This window comes from Vibrio sp. DNB22_10_4, from assembly GCF_052879755.1.
This window is the reverse complement of sequence record NZ_JBNNXW010000001.1, coordinates 417,600-437,009: the sequence shown is the minus strand read 5'-3', so window position 1 is coordinate 437,009 and position 19,410 is coordinate 417,600. Positions and strand designations below refer to the sequence as shown.

The 19,410-nt window shown below is 46.2% G+C and carries 17 protein-coding genes; 6 read left to right on the top strand and 11 right to left on the bottom strand.

Features of this window, described 5'->3' with window-relative positions; translation table 11 throughout:
• Positions 1 to 11: 11 nt before the first annotated feature.
• Both ACVA6Q_RS01720 and ACVA6Q_RS01715 read right to left on the bottom strand, forming a co-directional pair.
• Positions 12 to 1,268, bottom strand: a complete 1,257-nt coding sequence (locus ACVA6Q_RS01720; RefSeq protein WP_446646276.1) for an MFS transporter — start codon at positions 1,266 to 1,268, stop codon at positions 12 to 14.
• Positions 1,269 to 1,950: 682 nt separating this feature from the next.
• Positions 1,951 to 2,106 carry a hypothetical protein gene (locus tag ACVA6Q_RS01715; RefSeq protein ID WP_353499923.1) on the bottom strand — a complete coding sequence of 52 codons (156 nt, stop codon included), beginning with the start codon at positions 2,104 to 2,106 and terminating at the stop codon, positions 1,951 to 1,953.
• Between the two features lie 296 nt (positions 2,107 to 2,402).
• Here ACVA6Q_RS01715 and ACVA6Q_RS01710 point away from each other — a divergent pair, with 296 nt between their 5' ends.
• Entirely contained in the window at positions 2,403 to 3,497 is a 1,095-nt protein-coding gene (locus ACVA6Q_RS01710; RefSeq protein WP_353499924.1) for a DUF3541 domain-containing protein, read from the top strand.
• 24 nt (positions 3,498 to 3,521) lie between these two features.
• Here the strand turns inward: ACVA6Q_RS01710 and ACVA6Q_RS01705 are convergent, their stop codons facing one another.
• Positions 3,522 to 4,364, bottom strand: coding sequence for an alpha/beta fold hydrolase (locus tag ACVA6Q_RS01705; RefSeq protein ID WP_353499925.1), 843 nt, complete (start codon positions 4,362 to 4,364; stop codon positions 3,522 to 3,524).
• Positions 4,365 to 4,916: 552 nt separating this feature from the next.
• Between ACVA6Q_RS01705 and ACVA6Q_RS01700 the strand changes: the two genes are divergently transcribed.
• Entirely contained in the window at positions 4,917 to 6,755 is a 1,839-nt protein-coding gene (locus ACVA6Q_RS01700; RefSeq protein ID WP_446646275.1) for a heparin lyase I family protein, read from the top strand.
• Between the two features lie 92 nt (positions 6,756 to 6,847).
• Here the strand turns inward: ACVA6Q_RS01700 and ACVA6Q_RS01695 are convergent, their stop codons facing one another.
• On the bottom strand, positions 6,848 to 7,084 hold the full coding sequence (locus tag ACVA6Q_RS01695; RefSeq protein WP_446646274.1) for a GNAT family N-acetyltransferase: 237 nt from the start codon (positions 7,082 to 7,084) through the stop codon (positions 6,848 to 6,850).
• A gap of 78 nt (positions 7,085 to 7,162) precedes the next feature.
• The gene (locus tag ACVA6Q_RS01690; RefSeq protein WP_353499928.1) at positions 7,163 to 7,963 is read right to left on the bottom strand and encodes a PhzF family phenazine biosynthesis protein; all 801 of its coding nucleotides are present in this window, start codon (positions 7,961 to 7,963) and stop codon (positions 7,163 to 7,165) included.
• 157 nt (positions 7,964 to 8,120) lie between these two features.
• On the opposite strand from ACVA6Q_RS01690, the gene ACVA6Q_RS01685 reads away from it, so the two are divergent.
• Positions 8,121 to 8,273, top strand: a complete 153-nt coding sequence (locus tag ACVA6Q_RS01685; protein ID WP_446646273.1) for a DUF2256 domain-containing protein — start codon at positions 8,121 to 8,123, stop codon at positions 8,271 to 8,273.
• Here ACVA6Q_RS01685 and ACVA6Q_RS01680 read toward each other — a convergent pair.
• From ACVA6Q_RS01680 to ACVA6Q_RS01670, 3 genes are all read right to left on the bottom strand, one after another.
• A complete protein-coding gene (locus tag ACVA6Q_RS01680; protein WP_446647156.1) occupies positions 8,256 to 9,011 on the bottom strand; it encodes an SDR family NAD(P)-dependent oxidoreductase in 756 nt (251 codons plus the stop codon). The genes ACVA6Q_RS01685 and ACVA6Q_RS01680 overlap by 18 nt on opposite strands.
• A 41-nt stretch (positions 9,012 to 9,052) precedes the next feature.
• Positions 9,053 to 10,603 (bottom strand): cryptochrome/photolyase family protein, encoded by a 1,551-nt coding sequence (locus tag ACVA6Q_RS01675; protein WP_446646272.1) that lies wholly within the window; start codon positions 10,601 to 10,603, stop codon positions 9,053 to 9,055.
• A 91-nt stretch (positions 10,604 to 10,694) separates the two neighbouring features.
• Positions 10,695 to 12,041 (bottom strand): DASH family cryptochrome, encoded by a 1,347-nt coding sequence (locus ACVA6Q_RS01670; RefSeq protein WP_446646271.1) that lies wholly within the window; start codon positions 12,039 to 12,041, stop codon positions 10,695 to 10,697.
• Positions 12,042 to 12,183: 142 nt separating this feature from the next.
• On the opposite strand from ACVA6Q_RS01670, the gene ACVA6Q_RS01665 reads away from it, so the two are divergent.
• Both ACVA6Q_RS01665 and ACVA6Q_RS01660 read left to right on the top strand, forming a co-directional pair.
• On the top strand, positions 12,184 to 13,434 hold the full coding sequence (locus ACVA6Q_RS01665) for an NADH:ubiquinone reductase (Na(+)-transporting) subunit B (protein WP_446646270.1): 1,251 nt from the start codon (positions 12,184 to 12,186) through the stop codon (positions 13,432 to 13,434).
• Between the two features lie 221 nt (positions 13,435 to 13,655).
• Positions 13,656 to 14,678, top strand: coding sequence for a GGDEF domain-containing protein (locus tag ACVA6Q_RS01660; RefSeq protein ID WP_353499933.1), 1,023 nt, complete (start codon positions 13,656 to 13,658; stop codon positions 14,676 to 14,678).
• Between the two features lie 74 nt (positions 14,679 to 14,752).
• On the opposite strand, the gene ACVA6Q_RS01655 is transcribed toward ACVA6Q_RS01660, so the two are convergent.
• A complete protein-coding gene (locus tag ACVA6Q_RS01655) occupies positions 14,753 to 15,325 on the bottom strand; it encodes a hypothetical protein (RefSeq protein WP_446646269.1) in 573 nt (190 codons plus the stop codon).
• A gap of 156 nt (positions 15,326 to 15,481) precedes the next feature.
• On the opposite strand from ACVA6Q_RS01655, the gene ACVA6Q_RS01650 reads away from it, so the two are divergent.
• Positions 15,482 to 17,029: a DUF3612 domain-containing protein gene (locus tag ACVA6Q_RS01650; protein WP_353499935.1), complete on the top strand. Its 1,548-nt coding sequence runs from the start codon at positions 15,482 to 15,484 to the stop codon at positions 17,027 to 17,029.
• A gap of 481 nt (positions 17,030 to 17,510) precedes the next feature.
• Here ACVA6Q_RS01650 and ACVA6Q_RS01645 read toward each other — a convergent pair whose 3' ends face one another.
• Positions 17,511 to 17,987, bottom strand: a complete 477-nt coding sequence (locus ACVA6Q_RS01645; RefSeq protein ID WP_446646268.1) for a methylated-DNA--[protein]-cysteine S-methyltransferase — start codon at positions 17,985 to 17,987, stop codon at positions 17,511 to 17,513.
• Positions 17,984 to 19,342, bottom strand: a complete 1,359-nt coding sequence (locus ACVA6Q_RS01640) for a DNA-3-methyladenine glycosylase 2 family protein (protein ID WP_446646267.1) — start codon at positions 19,340 to 19,342, stop codon at positions 17,984 to 17,986. The genes ACVA6Q_RS01645 and ACVA6Q_RS01640 overlap by 4 nt, the downstream gene beginning before the upstream one ends.
• Between the last annotated feature and the right edge of the window lie 68 nt (positions 19,343 to 19,410).

Sequence of the window (19,410 nt, the reverse complement as noted above, 5' to 3'; positions counted from 1 at the left end):
ATCAAACTAGATCAAGCATGTTTTGCGTCAGCAGAGTGATCTGATGATTGCTTGTCACGCGTTACAATCCAAATGGCAACAAACGCTATCGCTGTCAGTACACCAATCGCGACCGGTAGTGCGCTCCAGCTAAATTCTTCAACGGTAAAGCCACTGATTGCGCTACCTGTAGCAAAACCGATTGAGATGAAGAACATCATTAGACCTTGTGTGTAACCTGCACCAACACGCGTCAAACGTGATGCAACCGCTGGTGAACACATGTCTGTAACGGTAATACCTTGCAGGTAAATAATGACCAAAGCCATTGGCAGAATCACTGTAGGGATAAACTGAAGCTCTGCGATAAAGTATAGCGCCGCGATAACCACAATCGATGCGACAGTACATAGCTTAAATAGTGCTGTTGGACCAAACTTCGCAGAGAAACGCTCTGCTGCGACAACAATAATCAGACCTAGTACCGCTGAAATTGACAGGCTGGTTGCCGACAAGGCTTCTGAAACCGTGAAGGCATTTTTCATTAGGTTAGGGAACTGGGCTTGGAATGCACCTTGACCCGCACACAATGCCGCTACTGCAAATAGAAACAGACCAAACTTAGAGAAAATCACTTTGATTAGGTTCACTTTCTCTTGAGCTTCTTCTGCCGCCGCCTTTTCACGCGCTTCTGCCGTATCCAGCACACGCTGACCCGCTTCTTTATTGGTTAGAAAAGTAATCACTGACAGCACCGCAACAGTCGCCATCATAGTGTAGAAGCTTGTCTCGTAGCCAAAACCACCATCAGTTAGGGCAGCCAGTGCGCCGCCACCCAATAGCGTACCAATGATTGCAGCTTGCGCCATACGTCCTAGCTTTAATGCTTCCGTCTTATTGTCATAACCTGCAAACGCGATAAACACTGGGTTAAGCATTAGCAATGTCGCCGAACCTAAACCAAAGAACACCGAACCAATTGCCATCATGTTGAAATCTGTACCCGCTGCGATGTAGCAGAAACCCGCAACGATATACGCAATCATACCAAGGAACTGTGCTAGGCGATGCGCCTTAAATTTATCGGCCAATAAACCAATGACTGGAGCTGCAAGACCTGCAACACCGAAGAACCCCATTGCTAGACCAGCGTTTGCAAAGCTGCCTGTGCGCTCTGCAACAAAGGCAGGCATGACAATCGGAATGAAAACTAGCTGTACAAAGCCGTAGGCAAGGTGGGCAGAGAACCAAAGTTCGATCCCAAGTTTGTTAAATAGATTTTTTAGCATAACTATTCTGCGCATCCCTCTTGCTTGTCTGAAAGCACTGTTTGCTTTCATACCGCAAAATTTCAGCAAGCATCCTTCTGGTAAATAAGTAGGCCACCGTGGCCTTTCATTCTGACTGGTATCAAACAAGTACAATAACCCTACGACGACAGATTAAATGTTACTTCGTGTGTAACATTTATTTATGTTATCTATAGAACATATCGCTTTGCTTGTTGATTATTAACTTACTACCAAACTTAAATATTGAAATAGCCTGAATCAATATTTTGAAAAAATAGTCATGCTCAATGTCTCAAAATTATAAAATCCTCTAATTTGAAAAAGCCAATTGCTACACAAACGTAAAATACCTATCCAAATGGGGTAAATAAAGTTATAAAAAGGTTAAAAATAAGCATCTTTTATAGCCACATTGACCTATAACGATGAAAAATAGAACAATATGTCATCCAGCAAAAATTCGAATAGAAGTGGGTAAATTTAATTCCGACCTAATTTAATTTCCAATAAAAATACCACAGTAAAATACCCAGGTAATTTACTGTGGTATTTTACTACTTGGGGAAATGAATTTATTCATAAGTTGATTTCTATAGCTAGATATTCAAAATGATAAAATAAAACAAAGGATAAATATCGAATACAAAAGTTGAACCAGCAGAATGCTGGTTCAATCGGATTAAAGTTTTTTCATGTCTTTCGGGCAGGTATCGAGATGAGTAGTTACCACCAGCCCCGTATCAGTTAAACAGATATTGCCTGGTGCACCTGCATCATCAGCAAAAGCAAAAAACGAACATACCGTGCTTAGCACGAACACAATTAATGACTTCATTATGAAAACTCCTTACTAAAGTCTTGTTCTACGAGGCAGTCTCCGTGCCTCGCTTTTTCAGCATAGACAAGATTTTCAAAGATCAGCAAAGAATTAGCATCATTTAACTGTATAAATAACCACCACAAATAACAAAGACCAATCCATTCACTCACCCAATAAATCAAGATTGTCTATTTACTTTCGCGCATTTTGACACCACACATTCACAACAATAATAAGTCTGACCCAACCATTACACAGCACTGTCGGTTTGTTCCTACACTTGGAAGATCTCGATCCACTGGGTAAACGCTATGCTATTGAATAAAAGACTGCTGATTCTAATTCTGAGTGCCTTTTTGGTAAGCGGTGCTAGTATCTTTGATCTGAACAACTCTCCTAGCCAGCATCAGCTTCAGGCATACGCGAACGTGGTTAAAGATACTTACGAGTCCAAGCTATTCTCTCTATCTCCCTATAAACAAGGGCATTTTGGGTTACGTATGTACCGCCAAACTCAAGACGAGAAATACCACACTACTATTTTGGTCGACCTTGCAAATGTCACTGATCGATTAAATCAAATAGCTGCAGAGGTCACCACGCCCAAAACAATTCGTCAGCACTCGCTTGCTCGCTTAAATGAATACAAAAAAGGTAAAGATGAGCGCAGTCAGCGCCGTTATGCCGCAACCAAAAACAACCCAGACTACTTCTATATGGGGCTCGACCTTTTACGGTATCTTGCCAGATTACAAGAATATGGAGTCACCCATAAGTCTGATCAAAAACTACGCAAAGTACTTCGAAGCTACGATTTTGAAAGCGTTCTGACTGACAAGACAATGATTACCGCATGGGCTGCGCAACTTGCCAACCAAGCGTATTGGTTGCGACAGATCGGGGAGCAAGATTTGGTTTCTGAGTTTGTCGACGCGTTCCAACGCACTTACCCAGATAGCGAAGACTACCGCCTAAGCAAGCAGCAGTTTGGCAACAAACTCTATGGTATGACACACATCATTTTAGCGGATTCGGGTTACTATCAACGCCCCGTCAACGAAAAAGATCATCAATGGATTTATGATTATTTCCGTCGCAACATCGATGACATTATCAAGCACACCAAGGAAGATATTGTTGCTGAAGTGGGGATCAGCTTTTTGTTAGCAGGACTTCATGATGATCCTGTTGTAAAGAAAGCTCGCGCCGCTATCGCTCGTGCCGTTGATAAGAAACATGGCATGATCCCATCAGTATCTGGCGATTTCGATTTTGCTTATGGCGAGCATCGCAACGTACTCGCCATTATGTTGCTTGACTGGAGAGCACCCTATATCGGTCCGAATGTGTCATCGGATCCAAAGCTCTTCAAGCAGTTGCCTTACGGCGTGCGGCCCGCAGCATAGAAAGTAGAAGCGTCAGCCGCTAATTCATTCACGGCTAGGTTCAAATTGTCCTACCTGAAGAAACTGCACTATAAGCCCGGTCACATAAGGATCTCGGCGCAACCTGTCATGCTTAATGTCGACTTCGATAAAGTCTTGCATGCCTTTTAACTTTGTTGATTCAACGGACACCAAACCATCATTGGTTTTGGCAAACATACCATTGAACACCGGGTAACTTTGTGTGCCAGCGATAACGCCAAAGTTATAGTTGGGAAGCGGAAGACGGTTCGGAAAGCTCTCTGGGTTTGTCGTCAATGATTCTGCGGTTCCACCCACTAATGACAACATCCAGGTATCAGAAAAGAAATCAGCAACATCACTGCCATGATTAGGTGTGCCTACAAAGACCACATTACCCATTTGCTCAGAATGAACAAAGTCAGGGTGCTCAGCAAGATAAGAGCGAATCACCAAACCACCCAGCGAGTGACCAACAAAATGGATTTTGGCGTGATTTTTTAGCGCAAAATTGGTAGGAACGTGCTCACCAGAAGCATGCTGCGCCAATGCCTGATTATCTCTTTTCTGAGTAGAGTCATTAAACTCTGAGATGCAGCGTGACAATTCATCGGCACTTTTATCCAAAGTATTTTCAATGGGCTGACGCAGCGTTGGATAGTCTACAACACAAACTTGATAACCCTGATCTGCAATGCCCTTCGACATATTTTGCATCGACCAAGCGCTGCGAGCTAAACCATGCACTATCACGACCTGCTCGCCATGATGAGACTGAAACTGCGCGTCACTGACATCCATTTCGGGTTTGCTACATCCTACAAGTAATATTGCGGGTACAAACAGTGCCCAATTCTTCCGCATCATGTTACTTCTCTCCAAACCACCGAACCGCTTTTAGCATATCAAACTGGTACTACCTGTACTAGAAGGGGATGAAGGGATTTTTGTTCCAAATTACGACATATTAGTGGTCAATAGAACATTGAGAAAACGCGTAGCACAACTTATTGATATAAAAACTATTAACAACTGATAGATAGCGAAAGGTGGGCTATCTTAAACGCTATACGACTTACCCCAATAAGCCCCCTCAAGTGCGGAACCAAAATCATAGTTTTAGCTCCAGAGATCATTGGCTTTGCACACTTAGATTAGCTCCGACTTCATTTAACCCCTAGAGAGACAAGGCCTAAATAGTCAAAACCGTCACTTTCTCGTTGTTAATATAAAAAGCGACAATAGATATTCAATTTACTTACCCGACTCAATAAACCATTCACCAGACCAATATAAACCCAGTTTGATATATAAATTAACTTCGCTATGTTGAAGGTGAGTGCACTCCTATTTTCAATATCCACCGCCAAGTACGCTTGGCGGTGAAGCTTTGCTTACCTATAAATAAGGAGTGGCATTATGTCCACAACCATAAAAAAACGAACACTGGTGATGGCCGTTGCGCTTGCCTGTGCGTCGACAACAGCGTTGGCTAACGATACCGATGGAGATGGTATCAATGACAGTTTGGATGTTTTTCCTTGGGATCCAACCAAATGGGCTCTGCCGTTTCATGAGCTCCCTACCGTCATTGAAGCGGAAGACTTCGATCTCGGTGGTCAAGGTGTTGCCTACTCGGATCGAGAAGTGGATAATCTAGGTTCAAAGAATTATCGAAACGAAGGGGTGGATTTCTCCACTCACGATGGCAAAGTCCATGTCGGCTGGTTTGGTCGAAATGAATGGATGAACTATACCGTGAATGTCTCAGAGTCTGGTTATTATGAGTTCTCAGCGTGGCTTGGTTCAACCTCGACAACAGTTCGCTCTGTCGAGCTGCATGAGGGAGGGGATGTCTTAGTGGAAATGCCTTTCCTATCCAGTTCAGGGGTAGTACGAAATTTTGAGCAGACCGAACCGCACACGCTTTACCTCACTGCAGGCGAACACACTTTCACCTTATTTGCCCGAGACGGCTCTGTGCGCGTCGATAGAATACAATTCGACCTGTCACCACTATCAAAGGATTCTGATGGTGACGGTGTTGTCGATGCCGAAGATGCCTTCCCTAACGACCCAACAGAAACTAAAGATTCAGACAAAGACGGTATTGGTGACAACCAAGATCCCGATGATGATAATGATGGTGTACCCGATGTCGATGATGATTACCCACTCGACCCAACACGCTCAGAAAATATCACCACCAGCACTCAGCCGGATCAATGCGTAGGCGCTGAAAATCAGCAGTTACTGTGTGACGTGCTCGCCAATGATAGTGACCCTGAAAACGATCAACTCACCATCATTCTGTCAGAACAGCCAACCTACGGCACCATTAGTGTCGCAGAAGGCAGAGTCCTATATACACCTTCTGTAGATTTTGTCGGTCTTGATGAATTTAGCTACCGCGTTGATGATGGTTTCAATTTATCCGAATCAGAATGGGTAAGCGTCCAAATAGATCGCACGACACCTATTGAGGATGCAGCCCCTATTTACACTGCCGGCTTCGAAAATGGTGACCCTCAATCTGGGTTGAATCAAGCGCTGACTGCTTCATTTTCAAGTAGCTATGACTCACTGACAAAAGAGCCAGCCAGCTACCACTATTACCAAGTAGAGAACGTCCCTTGGGCAAGAACCGGTGAGCATGTGCTCAAATTTTATGGAGAGCCACCCGCGTATCGTAGTGAAATTGCCTTTATGAACAGCGATTACAACTTCGCGCCGGGGGATGACTACTACTATAGTGCCAGCATTCGCCCTGATGCATCATGGCAAAACATCACTAAGTACTCCATCATCGTTACGCAGTGGAAATCCTTTAGTTCAGGGCCACATGGTGCTATTAGACTGAGCAACAACGGTGACTTTAAACTGACCTACCACGCTAAAAATTACCCCACAGTAGATCTTGGCGTTGCGCCGCAAGACACTTGGACGGACATACGGGTCTATTTCAAAAAGTCGTTAGATGCTGATGGTCGTGTGATGATCTGGGTAAATGGTGAGTTGAAACTCGATCGTGCGGGTAAAACGCTGCTGATTGGCAACAACGGTTATACCAAGCTTGGTATGTACACTGAGATTCGTGACGCGAGAACCGTATATTTTGACAACGTCTCTGTGTCTAAAGCCATTAACCGCTCGTTGGAAGAGTGGGGACGGGCACCCGTAGATGGTATTTATAACGATAGTGACAATGATGGGGTGAGTAATGGGCTTGATCCCTATCCTTTTGATCCGAATCGATAACCAATAATAAGCAGATCGGCGAACCGTCACTGACGATTCGCCGATCTAAAACAAAGTCGCTCTGCAGCCTTAAGTGAGCCTAAAAATTTCAGTTAATCTAAAAACTTCGCCACGTACCAACAGTCTGCTTCAATATCAAACTGCTCCGCGCGAGCCCATTCCAGCCCCTTATCAACCAATTGTTTGGCGATACCTTGCCCACGAAATACTTCAGGTACATAAGTACGAGTAAAGTTGATGCGGTTACCGTTTAATTTATACTCCAACACACTCTCGTGGCCATCTTTCGCAACCACAAAACGTTGACGCTCTTGTTGGTGTTCAATCATAAAATCTCCAAATTCACGTCGGGATAGAAAGGCAAAGACTACAGAAAATCAGCGCGTCATGAAAATAGAAAACCAGTATTAGACATCAATCGTACCCCTAATTAGGGTCATAGCTTGTCCACACAGCTCAATTCGCTCGCCTTTCACCATCATACCGACGTAACCACCTCGCTCTGAATCCTGGTACCCCACAAGGGAACACTTTCCGAGTTTCTCTGCCCAGTATGGGGCGAGAGCGCAGTAGGCGGATCCCGTGACCGGGTCTTCATTCACCCCAACCCAAGGAGCAAAGTAACGGGCAATAAAATCCACATCGCTTCTCGAAGATTGCGCCGTAGCGATCACTGCCCGACCATCCGATTCTAATAACGCATTAAAGTTTGGACGAAGATGGTGCAAGCTGTCTTCATGTTTCAACACTAGGAAATCTTTCCCGCCTTCTACTTCTCCAACAAACTCAATATCATCGCTGCTTAGCCCTAACGCTGCCAAACGCTCGACTGAAATGGATGCCCGCGGGAGCGGCGGGTACAAAGGAAAGTCCATTGAAATCCGCGCACCAGATTTTTGAGCAGACAACTCTCCAGACAGAGTTTGAAAAGTAAACTCCCCTCCTTCTCCTAGCAATCCAAGCTCATCTAATACATTAACCGTAGCCAAAGTGCCATGACCACATAGCGCGACCTCGACTTGCGGTGTAAACCAGCGAAGTCGGTTATCGCTAAGCGACAAAAATGCGGTTTCTGAAATCGCCATTTCCTTTGCGATATTGAGCATCAATGATGCTGGCAGCGGCTGCTGCGTAACACAAACCCCTGCGGGGTTGCCTTTAAACGGCTCGGCGGTAAACGCGTTTACCTGATAAATATCGAGTTTCATGAGAATGACCCTTTTACACCACTGCTGTGTAAAGAATAGATAATAAACGAGCGAATATCTCAATAAACCTGACGCAACCACGGAATCATAGTCACATTTGCACCTATCTGCGGCCAGGTTTCGTATATCAACTTACCTAGCTAGACGTGAGTGCCCTATGCACAGCAAAGCCCACCTCCCAAGTAAATTGTGTCCTGTGTGTCATCGCCACTTTAACTGGCGCAAGAAATGGCGACGCTGCTGGGATGATGTAAAATATTGCTCAAAGCGCTGCGCTTCTAACAAACATCGATTACCACTCGATCAGTGAACCGTCGAAGGCAAGAAACTGGCCATTGTTCTCGCGCTGCAGCGACATCAACACACCCATGAGCAATCGCGCAGTTTTGTCCGTTGAAAACAGTTTGTGCTCGGGCACATTAGCTTGAAAGGGTTTTGAAAGAGAGGTATCGGTTGTCCCCGGATGAAGAGCAACCGTGCAGGAATTGGGCATTAATCGCCCCCACTCGATACTGATATTTTTTAGCGCCATATTCAGTGCAGCTTTCGAGCAGCGGTAGCTATACCAGCCCCCTAAACCGTTATCACTAATACTGCCAACGCGAGCTGAAATCGTTGCAAAACGAGGCGCAGCGGATCGCCTTAATAGAGACTGTAAATACTGAGCAAGAAGCAGGGTCGGCAATGTGTTGACTTGCATCGCTTTTGCAAACCGCTCAGCCTCAATAGATTTGAGATTTTTCTCTGGCTGCGCTTGGTCGATAGAAAGCTGGCCAACGCAGTTTATGACCCAATCTAGGCGAGCAGGCTGCTCAACGCCCTTATCTTGCACCCCGGATAGAACCTCTGTTATCCCTTCAACCAGAGGCGCGTATTGTGAAGGCTCGCATACATCCAAAGGCAGCCAAACAATGTCACTATAGTCTTCCGCTTCTTTCGGGACACCTTGTCGATAGGTTGCCATTACTGTCACGTTGGGAAGTGTAGACAGAGTCTTACATAGCGCCCATCCAATGCCTCCTGAGCCGCCAACAATCAAAACGTTCAACCCTAAATCTGACATCCCTTGCTCCTAAACAGTTTCACGACTTATAGCTCATCAATTCGAGCTAAGTTGGCTTCTGCGGTCGTCAGATGCTCGTCTTGGACTTCCGGCGCCATTCGATCCCAGGTGCGATATATCATCGCAACACGTGGGTTTCTTGCTAGTTTGTCACGATGTTTGTGCATAAAACGCCAGTAAAAGCCGTTAAACGGACAAGCTTGCTCGCCGCTTCTCTCTTTTACGTTGTAATAGCAGCCACCACAATAGTCACTCATCTTATTGATGTAGCCACCGCTTGAGCAATACGGCTTTGTCGCAATAAGCCCACCATCGGCGTACAAGGCCATTCCCCGCGTATTTGGCATTTCGACCCATTCGATGGCATCGACATAAATTCCGAGATACCATTCCTCGACTTTGTCGGGGTCAATTTCCGTCAATAGTGCAAAATTACCCGTGACCATAAGGCGCTGAATATGATGCGCATAAGCAAACTCTAGCGATTGAGAGATGGCATGCTGCATGCAGCGCATTTTCGTTTCCCCAGTCCAGTAGAACTTGGGTAAAGCCCGATGTGCTTCAAGGGCATTTTTGTGCTGATACTCCGGCATATTGCTCCAGTACATTCCACGAATGTACTCTCGCCAACCCAATATTTGACGCACGAAACCTTCCACCTGCGCTAGGCTAATCGAGCCCTCTGATTCGGAGTAGGTATTGATAGCGGCGTACAACACTTCCAACGGAGACAACATTTTGCTGTTGAGTGAAAAAGACAACCGACAGTGATACAAACTCCACATCGACTCATGCTCCGCCGTCATCGCATCTTGAAAGCGACCAAAGTTAGGTAGGCAGATCTGGCAAAAATGGGCGAGTAAGTTGAGCGATTGCTCCCGATTAATAGGCCACAGCAATTGTTGGCCGATCTCTCCGATGGACTCGATATCGTGTCGAACCATGCGATCGATGACATCGTCCGTCGAATTGGCAAAAAGGAGAGGCGCAGGTAAGTCATTTAAGTCATTGCTTTTAAGCTTATTTCTGTTGTCTGCATCAAAGCTCCATTTTCCTCCAAGCGGTTTATCTTCGCTTTCCATCAACATGCCGTGCTTCTTGCGCATTTTCCGATAAAAGCGATCCATAACGATGGCTTTCCCTTTCGGAAACAGTGCTTCTATCTCTGAAAACGGCAACAGAAAGTGCTCGGTATCCACCTCTTTCACCGCAATATCTGGCAATGCGATTTGTCTCAGTTGCTCGAGCAAGCGCCATTCGTCAGGTCTTTGATACTGAAAATAGTCAGCGCCATGATGTAGACACTTTGCGAAAATGAGTTCGTCTAGCGATTCAAACCGAGCGCTGTCATCAAGCGTTAAATGTTCCACATGATGCCCTTGCTCTGCCAACGTATTAGCAAAGGACTCCATGGCGAGGAAGAAAGCGACCTGCTTTTGAATGTGGTGTGTCACATATTCTGATTCTTGTTTTAGTTCGGCAATAAGATAGAGCACGCCATTTTCAACATCCGAAAACCAAGAGTGCTGTAAGTTGAGTTGATCACCCAATATGAGTCGAACCGTCTGATACGCCATCGCTACTCTCCTTTTCTGTTGTATGGTGGCAGTCAGTTTTGCCCGTGATATCTGACTCAGTCTGTATGATGCGACACCTTATTCGTGTCATTTAGCCGTTATCGAGTGGCCAATCCACCATATCTACTGCATCTACGCTCATAGATATGCCATCACCTTCCCATTTACGGATGAAAACTTCATCAGGATCATAGAGTTGTGTCTGTTTTTGTAAGTCAAACTTACGATGACCACGGGGATCTGCCCCGACACCTGCCAAGTATTGCCAATTCCCCCAATTCGAGGCCACATCGTAATCAATCAATGTGTGCTGGAAGTAATTAGCGCCGTATCGCCAATCAATGGCGAGTTCGTGGACAAGACAACTGGCCACCAGCTGGCGGCCACGATTAGACATATAACCTGTCTGTTTGAGCTGACGCATGCAAGCGTTAACAACCGGATAAGGAGTGGTGCCGTTTACCCACTGCCGAAATCGCTGTGCATAAAATGAAGTTAGAGGTGACTTGTGTTTAATACCTGAAAACGCAAACAATCTTGCACCATGACAGCGAGCGTACCAATGAAAGTACTCACGCCACAGCAGCTCAAACACAATCCAGTAGGTCGACTCGTTCGCGCCAAACCGCCTTTCAAAACGATGCAGTTGACTGACAATCGTTCTCGGTGACACATTGCCATTGGCAAGCCACAACGAAAACTTAGTCGAGCTTCGCCAGTCATCCAGCGCATTGCGTGTTTGCTTGTAACTAAGCGCGGCATCCGTCTCGAAATATCCTCGCACATGTGCCAGTCCTGCAAGCTCACCACCACGGACGCCTTGTTCTCCAAAATCTAACGCCTGCTCGAAGCATCCGTACGCTTCTGGTAGTCCTTGGCGGTTGTTAATCGGAGGTGGTAGCTCAGTCACCGTACTACCGGGAAGGGTAATGGGCTGCTTTTCTATCAGTTTTCGAAACTTTGAAAATGAATCGGGCAAATCAGATAAGTCGAAAGGGAGCGTGTTTGCACTAAACAAGCTGTGGCTTTCTTCTCTATGTACATTGAGTCTTGGGTGCTGACGAGCCAAATGCTCCACCACGGTCTCAGCGTACCAGCTGGCTGTTTGTGCAACGAACAGGTCAGTAATGTCGTAGCGGCCAATCAACTCGCTTAACTGCTGCGATGCTTCCCCAAGGCTATCGGCCTCCAACTTGTGGAGCACTTGCCCAATCTGTCTGAGGGACTGATTTAGCTCTCCGACGGACTGCATTGCAAAGTGCTGCTTAGCATCATTATTGATTTCAACCGGCAAAAATCGACGTTCAAACTGCGTTTTTAGTTCCGGGAAAAACACACAGTGAAGAGAGGTAACCTCTCTGGCCGCTTTAGCAAGCAGTGCATTGTCATGCAGCCGCAAGTCGTTATAAAACCAATACAATCCTCGTTTGATGGCCATCTTTTTCTCGCTATGTTCGTTGCGTTAAGCGTGGGCAGTCTTTACACATACGTACAGACGCGCTTGTTAGCTTAGTCAATGAGTGGGCGGTTCGCGAAGTACACACGTAAAAAGTATGTCTAAACCATAAGAGGCTAGCGTTATGGCACTCAAAAAAACACTCGACAATCTCGCCCCACATTTTGAACCAGGAGGAAAATACCAAACTTACTATCCACTGTATGAAGCTGTCGCCACCCTTTTCTATACACCTGGCCACGTAACCCAAGGCCGCACTCATTTACGAGACAGCATCGACTTAAAACGCATCATGATCATGGTGTGGGTCGCAGTGTTCCCAGCCATGTTTTGGGGAATGTACAACATAGGTAATCAAGCGACAGCGGCACTTAGTGTCACCTACACGCTCGATGAACTGGTACCAGTTTTTGAGCAAAGCTGGCGTCTATCTCTTGCATTTGGGTCACCGGAGGCACTGGCCAGTGCTGGTTGGGGCAGTGAAATGTTCTACGGCGCACTGTTCTTTCTGCCTGTCTATGCCACAGTATTTATCGTCGGCGGTTTTTGGGAAGTGCTGTTCTCTATCGTCCGCAAACACGAAGTCAACGAGGGCTTCTTCGTCAGCTCTATCCTGTTTGCACTCATCTTACCCCCCACGATTCCGTTGTGGCAGGCAGCGCTTGGCATCACCTTCGGGATAGTGGTTGCAAAAGAAGTGTTTGGAGGAACAGGACGTAACTTCTTAAACCCTGCGCTCGCCGGGCGGGCTTTTTTGTATTTCGCCTACCCCGCTCAAATGTCTGGCGGTACGGTGTGGGTGGCTGCTGATGGTTATTCGGGCGCAACGCCACTGAGCCAATGGTATGAAGGTGGTCAAAGTGCGCTTATCAATAATATGACCGGAGAAACGCTATCTTGGAGTGATGCCTTTATTGGCAACCTGCCAGGCTCCATGGGCGAAGTATCGACGATGTTCATCATGCTTGCTGGACTATTCTTGATTGCGATAGGCATCGCCTCTTGGCGTATTGTGCTTGGCGTCTTGATTGGCCTAGCCGCTACCGCGACTTTACTCAATTTGATTGGGTCAGATAGCAACCCTATGTTCTCCATGCCGATATGGTGGCACTTTGTGATTGGTGGCGTCGCGTTTGGTACCTTCTTTATGGCGACCGATCCAGTTTCCGCTGCATTTACTGACTCGGGAAAACTGGCTTATGGTGTGTTGATAGGCGTCATGACCATATTTATACGCGTACTCAACCCTGCTTACCCAGAAGGCATCATGCTCGCTATCTTGTTCGCGAATCTGTTTGCTCCGCTGTTCGATCATGTCGTCAAAGAGTCTATGGTTAAACGCCGAACACGTAGGATGAACAAGCTTAATCAATAACGTTCAAAAAGCGTCCAATGCAAATTGTAAACTGCAACAGCATTTATAAGAATGCTGTTGCGGAAGCAAGATCACGCCTTTTTTAGTGTCTATTTTCAAAAACTGAGGATCCGAAAGTGACAATTTACTCATCTCATTGGATAATTGGATAGCTATACAGTAAAAATAACTACAAGAAATCATGGCATTTATCGGAATGAGCTAAGGACAACGAAGGGACTATGAAGAGAAACGATTTTCAGAAATCGGCCGCCAACCTAAAAAAGGCGGTGCCGCTGATGGTTAAACATCACGTACCGGCGACACCGGCAAATTACGCGTTGTGGTATACCTATGTGGATCAAACCATCCCTGAGTTAAATGCCGATATGGACGCCATACTCAAAGATTACGAAGTCCTCCCGCCTGTCAATTCTGCCTCACTTTATCGAAACCATATTGCTGAAAAAGCAGAAGTGGATCTTCAAGGTTTAAAAGAAAACCTCGAAGCGATTGTGACTGAAATGTCGAGCTCGATGGATGACGCACTTAACGATACCAGCGATTTTTCACAAGCACTTGAAGATAGCTTTGACGGCTTGTCTTCAAGCCTGGTTGCCGAGCGCGCACCTACCCTTGATGAAGTCATGCCTCTCATCAAACAATTAGTCGATGAAGCCAATGACATTAGGCACTCCACAGACTTTATACACGGACAGCTAAAAAACGCCAGCGACGAGATCAGCCGACTCAAATCTCAGCTAGCAAAAGTCCAATGCAACGCCATGTTCGACAGCTTAACCTCGCTGTATAACCGCGGTGCTTTCGATGCCGACTTGACCATGTTTTGCGAAGCCAAGCAGCCACTTAGTTTGATTTTGTTAGATATCGACCACTTTAAAAAATTCAACGATGAAATGGGACACCTGTTCGGTGACACCATTTTGAAAGGCATCTCTCAGCGTCTGAAGCAAGCTTGTCGTGGTGGCATTACTGCCTATCGATTCGGTGGCGAAGAATTCGCGCTGATTGTACCGAACAAATCACTACGTGTAGCAAGACAAATGGCTGACGCCCTGCGTTTGGCCATTGAGAAAATGACGATTAAAGATCGTAAGAACGGCCAAAAAATCGGCAACATTACCGCCTCTTTTGGCGTGGCAGAATTCATTGCCGGTGACAGCTACGCGTCGCTGGTTGACCGTGCAGACAAACAGCTTTATGACGCTAAACGCTCTGGCCGTAACCGAGTGATGCCGTTCTAAAAAAACGCCCCACCGTTAAGGCGGGGCAATACTACCAAAGGAAAATACGGTAATAATAAACGTGCTAGCGTGAATTAAAATGCGAAGCTAAATCCTAGCGTATAGTCATCTCCATTTTTCGCGGTGTACTCTTTGTCCTCACTACAAGCGCGTGGTCGTCCTTGCTCATCACCTTTCACTAAACTAACCCAGTGACGAATTCCCGAGGCGTGGCAGTTTTCTGACTGACCAAACGTGGTACATGTTTCCAATTGAATATCTTCAATTTCTACCAGCTCTAAATTGCCGGTACCTTTACGACGACCAATCATTACCTCTAGGTGAGTTCCACTTTCATCGCGAAGCAAGATACCTTCTGGCGCGCATTTATCGCCAAGGTATGCCACAAAATGCTTGGCGCGCTTTAGTCCTGTGTGCTCACCATTTTTGAAATACGCCTGTACGTGGCGATAATCAATTTCGTAACTCACCACGTCCTCGTGTGAGCCTTTTTCGAGTGGAAACAGGGTGTCTAGCAGCTGTTTCGCCATCTTTTGTTTTTCCATCTGCTCATCAGCTTTGACCATCTCGACGGCGAACACGGCTTCTGCGATAAAGGTTGAATGGTTCTTATGAAGTTCTGTTTTATCGAATGTAAGCATGTTCATAGTCTGTCCCTCTTACTGCTGCTAGATCCAATTTAGAGTAATAAATCCAAACGGATGTTTAAATTTATATTCGTTTTGTGATTTGTATACTTTGTAGACTAGCGTGTTTTTGACTACAATTTCACAACAAAAATTTTACAATGTGAATTTTACAAAATGCCAGTGTCAAAAAGTCTGATCCGCCAGTCCCATTTTTTGGGCACCAAAGTTCGTAACCTACGAAAACGTAACCACTTAACCATGGAAGATCTGTCTGCGCGTTGTATTAGAGTCAACCCAGAGTACGCGCCTTCCGTCTCTTACCTGTCGATGATTGAGCGTGGAAAGCGTGTGCCAAGCATTGACATGCTGGAGGTGATCGCCGAAGTATTTCAAAAGGATCCCGCTTGGTTTCTCGACAATGAACCCGAACCAGATGAAATTACCCCAGTAAAAGGAAATCGCGGCGGGATAAGTGGTATGGCACTTGAGCCAAGCTTTTTGTTCTCCAATGACATTTTGCAAATCGCCATTCCCGAAATGCTCTCGCAAACCGGGATCACCGGTCGTCAATTTGCCCACTTGTTGATACGTGCTCATCAGGAAAGCCTGCAGAACCACTTTCCCGACCTTGAACGTGCCGCAGAAGACGTTGGCTTAAAGCGACTCAACCTCTCGATTGAAGATCTCATCGATATTGCGAGCGATTTAGGGCTGCGCGTGCAATGGGTAAACCGGACACCAAAAGATGTGGTGGATGAGCTCGGGGTGAACGCCAAACAATTGGTGACGTCGTTTTTCGAGCCACCAGGCACTATCTACCTCAACGAAATCCTTAAAGCCTACCCAACACGTCTAAAGTACGATTTGGCGGTGTATATTGGCCATCGCATTCTGCATCGCGATGAGGGATTAAAAAGTGTGCTCAGCGTTGGCAACCAAAATACTTGGGACGACAGTGCGGCTCATCAATCTTCTTCTGCACTCAACTCTCAGGACATCCTCCAAGCATGGCGCGATTTTGAATCCAGTTTCTTTGCAGGGGCTCTACTCTGCCCCAAAGTACCATTTAGACAACTGCTCGACCGAAGCGGCTATGAGATTGATGTTCATAAACGTGTCGGAGTGTCCCCTTCGGTCGCCATGCGCCGCATGACCGTTGTGTCCCCATATCCACACTGGCACTATTTCGATGCTTATGGGCCGGGGAAGCTAAAAGCGGTCTATCGCGGAAATGGTATTCCGCTTCCGTGGGGAAATATGCGGATGGTTAATGACCCCTGTCAGCACTGGGCAGTATTTAGAAGACTGTCTGAGCCGCAAAATGGTTCATCGGCGCAAATATCTATATTGAATGTCGGTGATGAGCCAAGGATCTATTGTTGTGAGTCCATCAACATGACCGATCCTGCGGGTAATAATCGAGTACTGTGTGCAGGTATCGATCTCAATCCAGCAATTGATGCTCAAGGTGGCAATGCATTAGACATCGCCAGCGAACTTAAGCGCTCGTGCGTTGAAGGCGGTGGCAGTGTCATCATTCCACGCCATATCAAGAAAGATCTGCAAACCGTCGCTAAGATACTGAATATCAACTGGGTGGAACGTGGTATTGAAGGCGATGCTCGATTAATCTGCTCTCGAGGCGCTGTTTGTCCACGTAAGCCAAGTTGCTATGAAGGTTGTCAGGATGACGCTGGTCAAACACTTGGAGACATTGTTTGATACGTACAAGGCGTAGCAAGCGAAAGATTTAACAATGGAAGGCTAATCAGACAAAGGGAAGGAATAGGCTTGTAAATAGCCTTTCTGACCTCAGAAAGAAAAAAAGCCAGCCACAAAACATGTGTGACTGGCTATATACAAGTGTGAACAAAATAGGTTCACTAACAACGTCAGTTGGCTAGGTGACCCTCGGCTTAAAAAGGGTCGCTATATTTAATGCAGTATGCGTGCCAACTTTTTAAAGTCTGTTTTTAATTGATTTTGGCCAAATCTACACCAATTTCAGGGAAATAGCGTTCATATAGCCTTTGCAAAATGCAAATACAAATGCAATTTGCAATCACGGCGGTTTTCATAGTAGGAATAGTGATTCAATACGTACCCCACAAGCGTTACCAGTTGCATAGATTGAGGTGTGAAAGAGTTAAGTTGTCGTTAGGTCAGCTCGATTAAAGACACCCAACACACAACCTTCCAAATTTCAGCAATTTTCGGCCTCTAAATTGAGCAACCTAAGTTTTCGCTCCACACCACCAGCGTAACCAGACAACTTTCCATTTTTACCCACCACTCGGTGACATGGCACAACAATAGAGAGTGGGTTTTTACCATTCGCCGTCCCAACCGCCCTCACCGCTTTCGAGTTGCCTAGCCGATTGGCCAGTTCTTGATAGCTGATCGCTTCTCCATACGGAATCTCGCAAAGAGCCTGCCAAACCTTACGTTGAAAGTCAGTACCTATGGCAGCTAGCGGCAAAGTAAACGTTTGACGCTCACCAGCAAAATACTCTTTTAGCTCAGTTTCTGCTTGTTTCAGTAATGGATGACTTGGGTTGTGTTCCCCAAGCTCATCAGGGCAGGTTGTATGCTGCTCAAACCAGATACCCAGTAAGCCTTCACTATTCGCTTGAACAGTAATAAGCCCTAGCTCACTTGTGAGCACAGTGTAATAATTCATGAGAAATGACTCCAACAGTGAAGAGTGGCATAGCTGCCCCACGGTGCAGTATGCTCTGCTTTAACTTCGCTATGATCAACCAAGTACTTTTTAACAATCAGATCTGAACTAAGTAGTAGATCTGGCGCCGATAAACCGCGCATTTTTGCATAGTTGACTGTCCACGGCCCGATACCTTTTAGCGACAACCAGTTATCGGGATGATCGTCTGGGTGTTCGCATAGGTGGCTAGCAAGTCGCAATAAGGTTTCTTTTCTGCTTTCAGGCATGCGCAAAAAACTAAGGTCTTTGCCTGCTATAAAATCGGGTGTCGGAAACACCTTCTGACCAGAAAGACACTGACCCATAGTATCAGTCAAAAGATTGAGCTGACCTATCGCGGCTTTTACAGATACCTGTTGTCCAAGTACCGCTCGAGCGCCCGCTTCCCAAGTGGACCAAACTCCAGGTAACCTAAGACCCGGCTTTACAATAAGCACCTCATCAACAGCATGTAGATGGGATTCGACGGCAGTTATGTCAGTATCAAGATCGAATACACGCTTGATACCACTCAATAAGCTGGCCAACTTGGTGACCTGTTCCAATTCAAACTCGACTTTAACCGTCTGCGCCCCCTCAAAATCTGCAAACAGACGAAACCATGCGAGCGTCCCATCGATATCTACGTAGCGTTCATAACTTTGCTCGGTCACTCGCTCAACCCCACTGATCGCACGCTTTTGAAGAAAGCCAAGCATTGCAGACCAATCATAAGCGCCGCGATAAGCTAAATAGACTTCGTTCCGGGTAGTGACTTTTCCGTCTCCACGTCGCAATTCCGATGGGGTTAACTTAAGCGTCTTCCTAAATGCATCATTAAAACGCCTTACGCTATTAAAGCCGCAGGCAAAGCCAATATCCGAAATCGATAAATGACTATGATGGAGAAGCTGCTTCGCAAACATCAATTGATGGTACTGAGCGTATTTCTTGGGCGAAACCCCTAGGTGCTCTTGAAATAACTGACGCAGATAACGACTGCTAATACCTAAACGGTCGCTCAGAGCCTCGCAACTGGACTGATTTAGCGCCCCTTGCTCGATAAGCGTAAGAGCACGGCGAAAACTAGTTTCTGCGCCAAGCCAAGCCCATGAATTGGGTGCACTTTCTGGACGACAACGCAGACAAGGACGATACCCCGCCTCAAGGGCTGCATGAGCGTGCTGGAAATAACTTACATTGTGCTCTTTTGCCAAGTTCGCAGGACAGATCGGCCGACAAAATATACCTGTCGTTTTAACACCGACAAAAAACACGCCATCAAAACGGGCATCACGCGCAAGCCTCGCCTGCTGATACTGTTCGTTGGTCATTGAGATTACCGCCACTTTGTCGCCTCGTTGTTTTTGTCGTTAGTGTCCAGTGTAAACCAAGTTGGTTC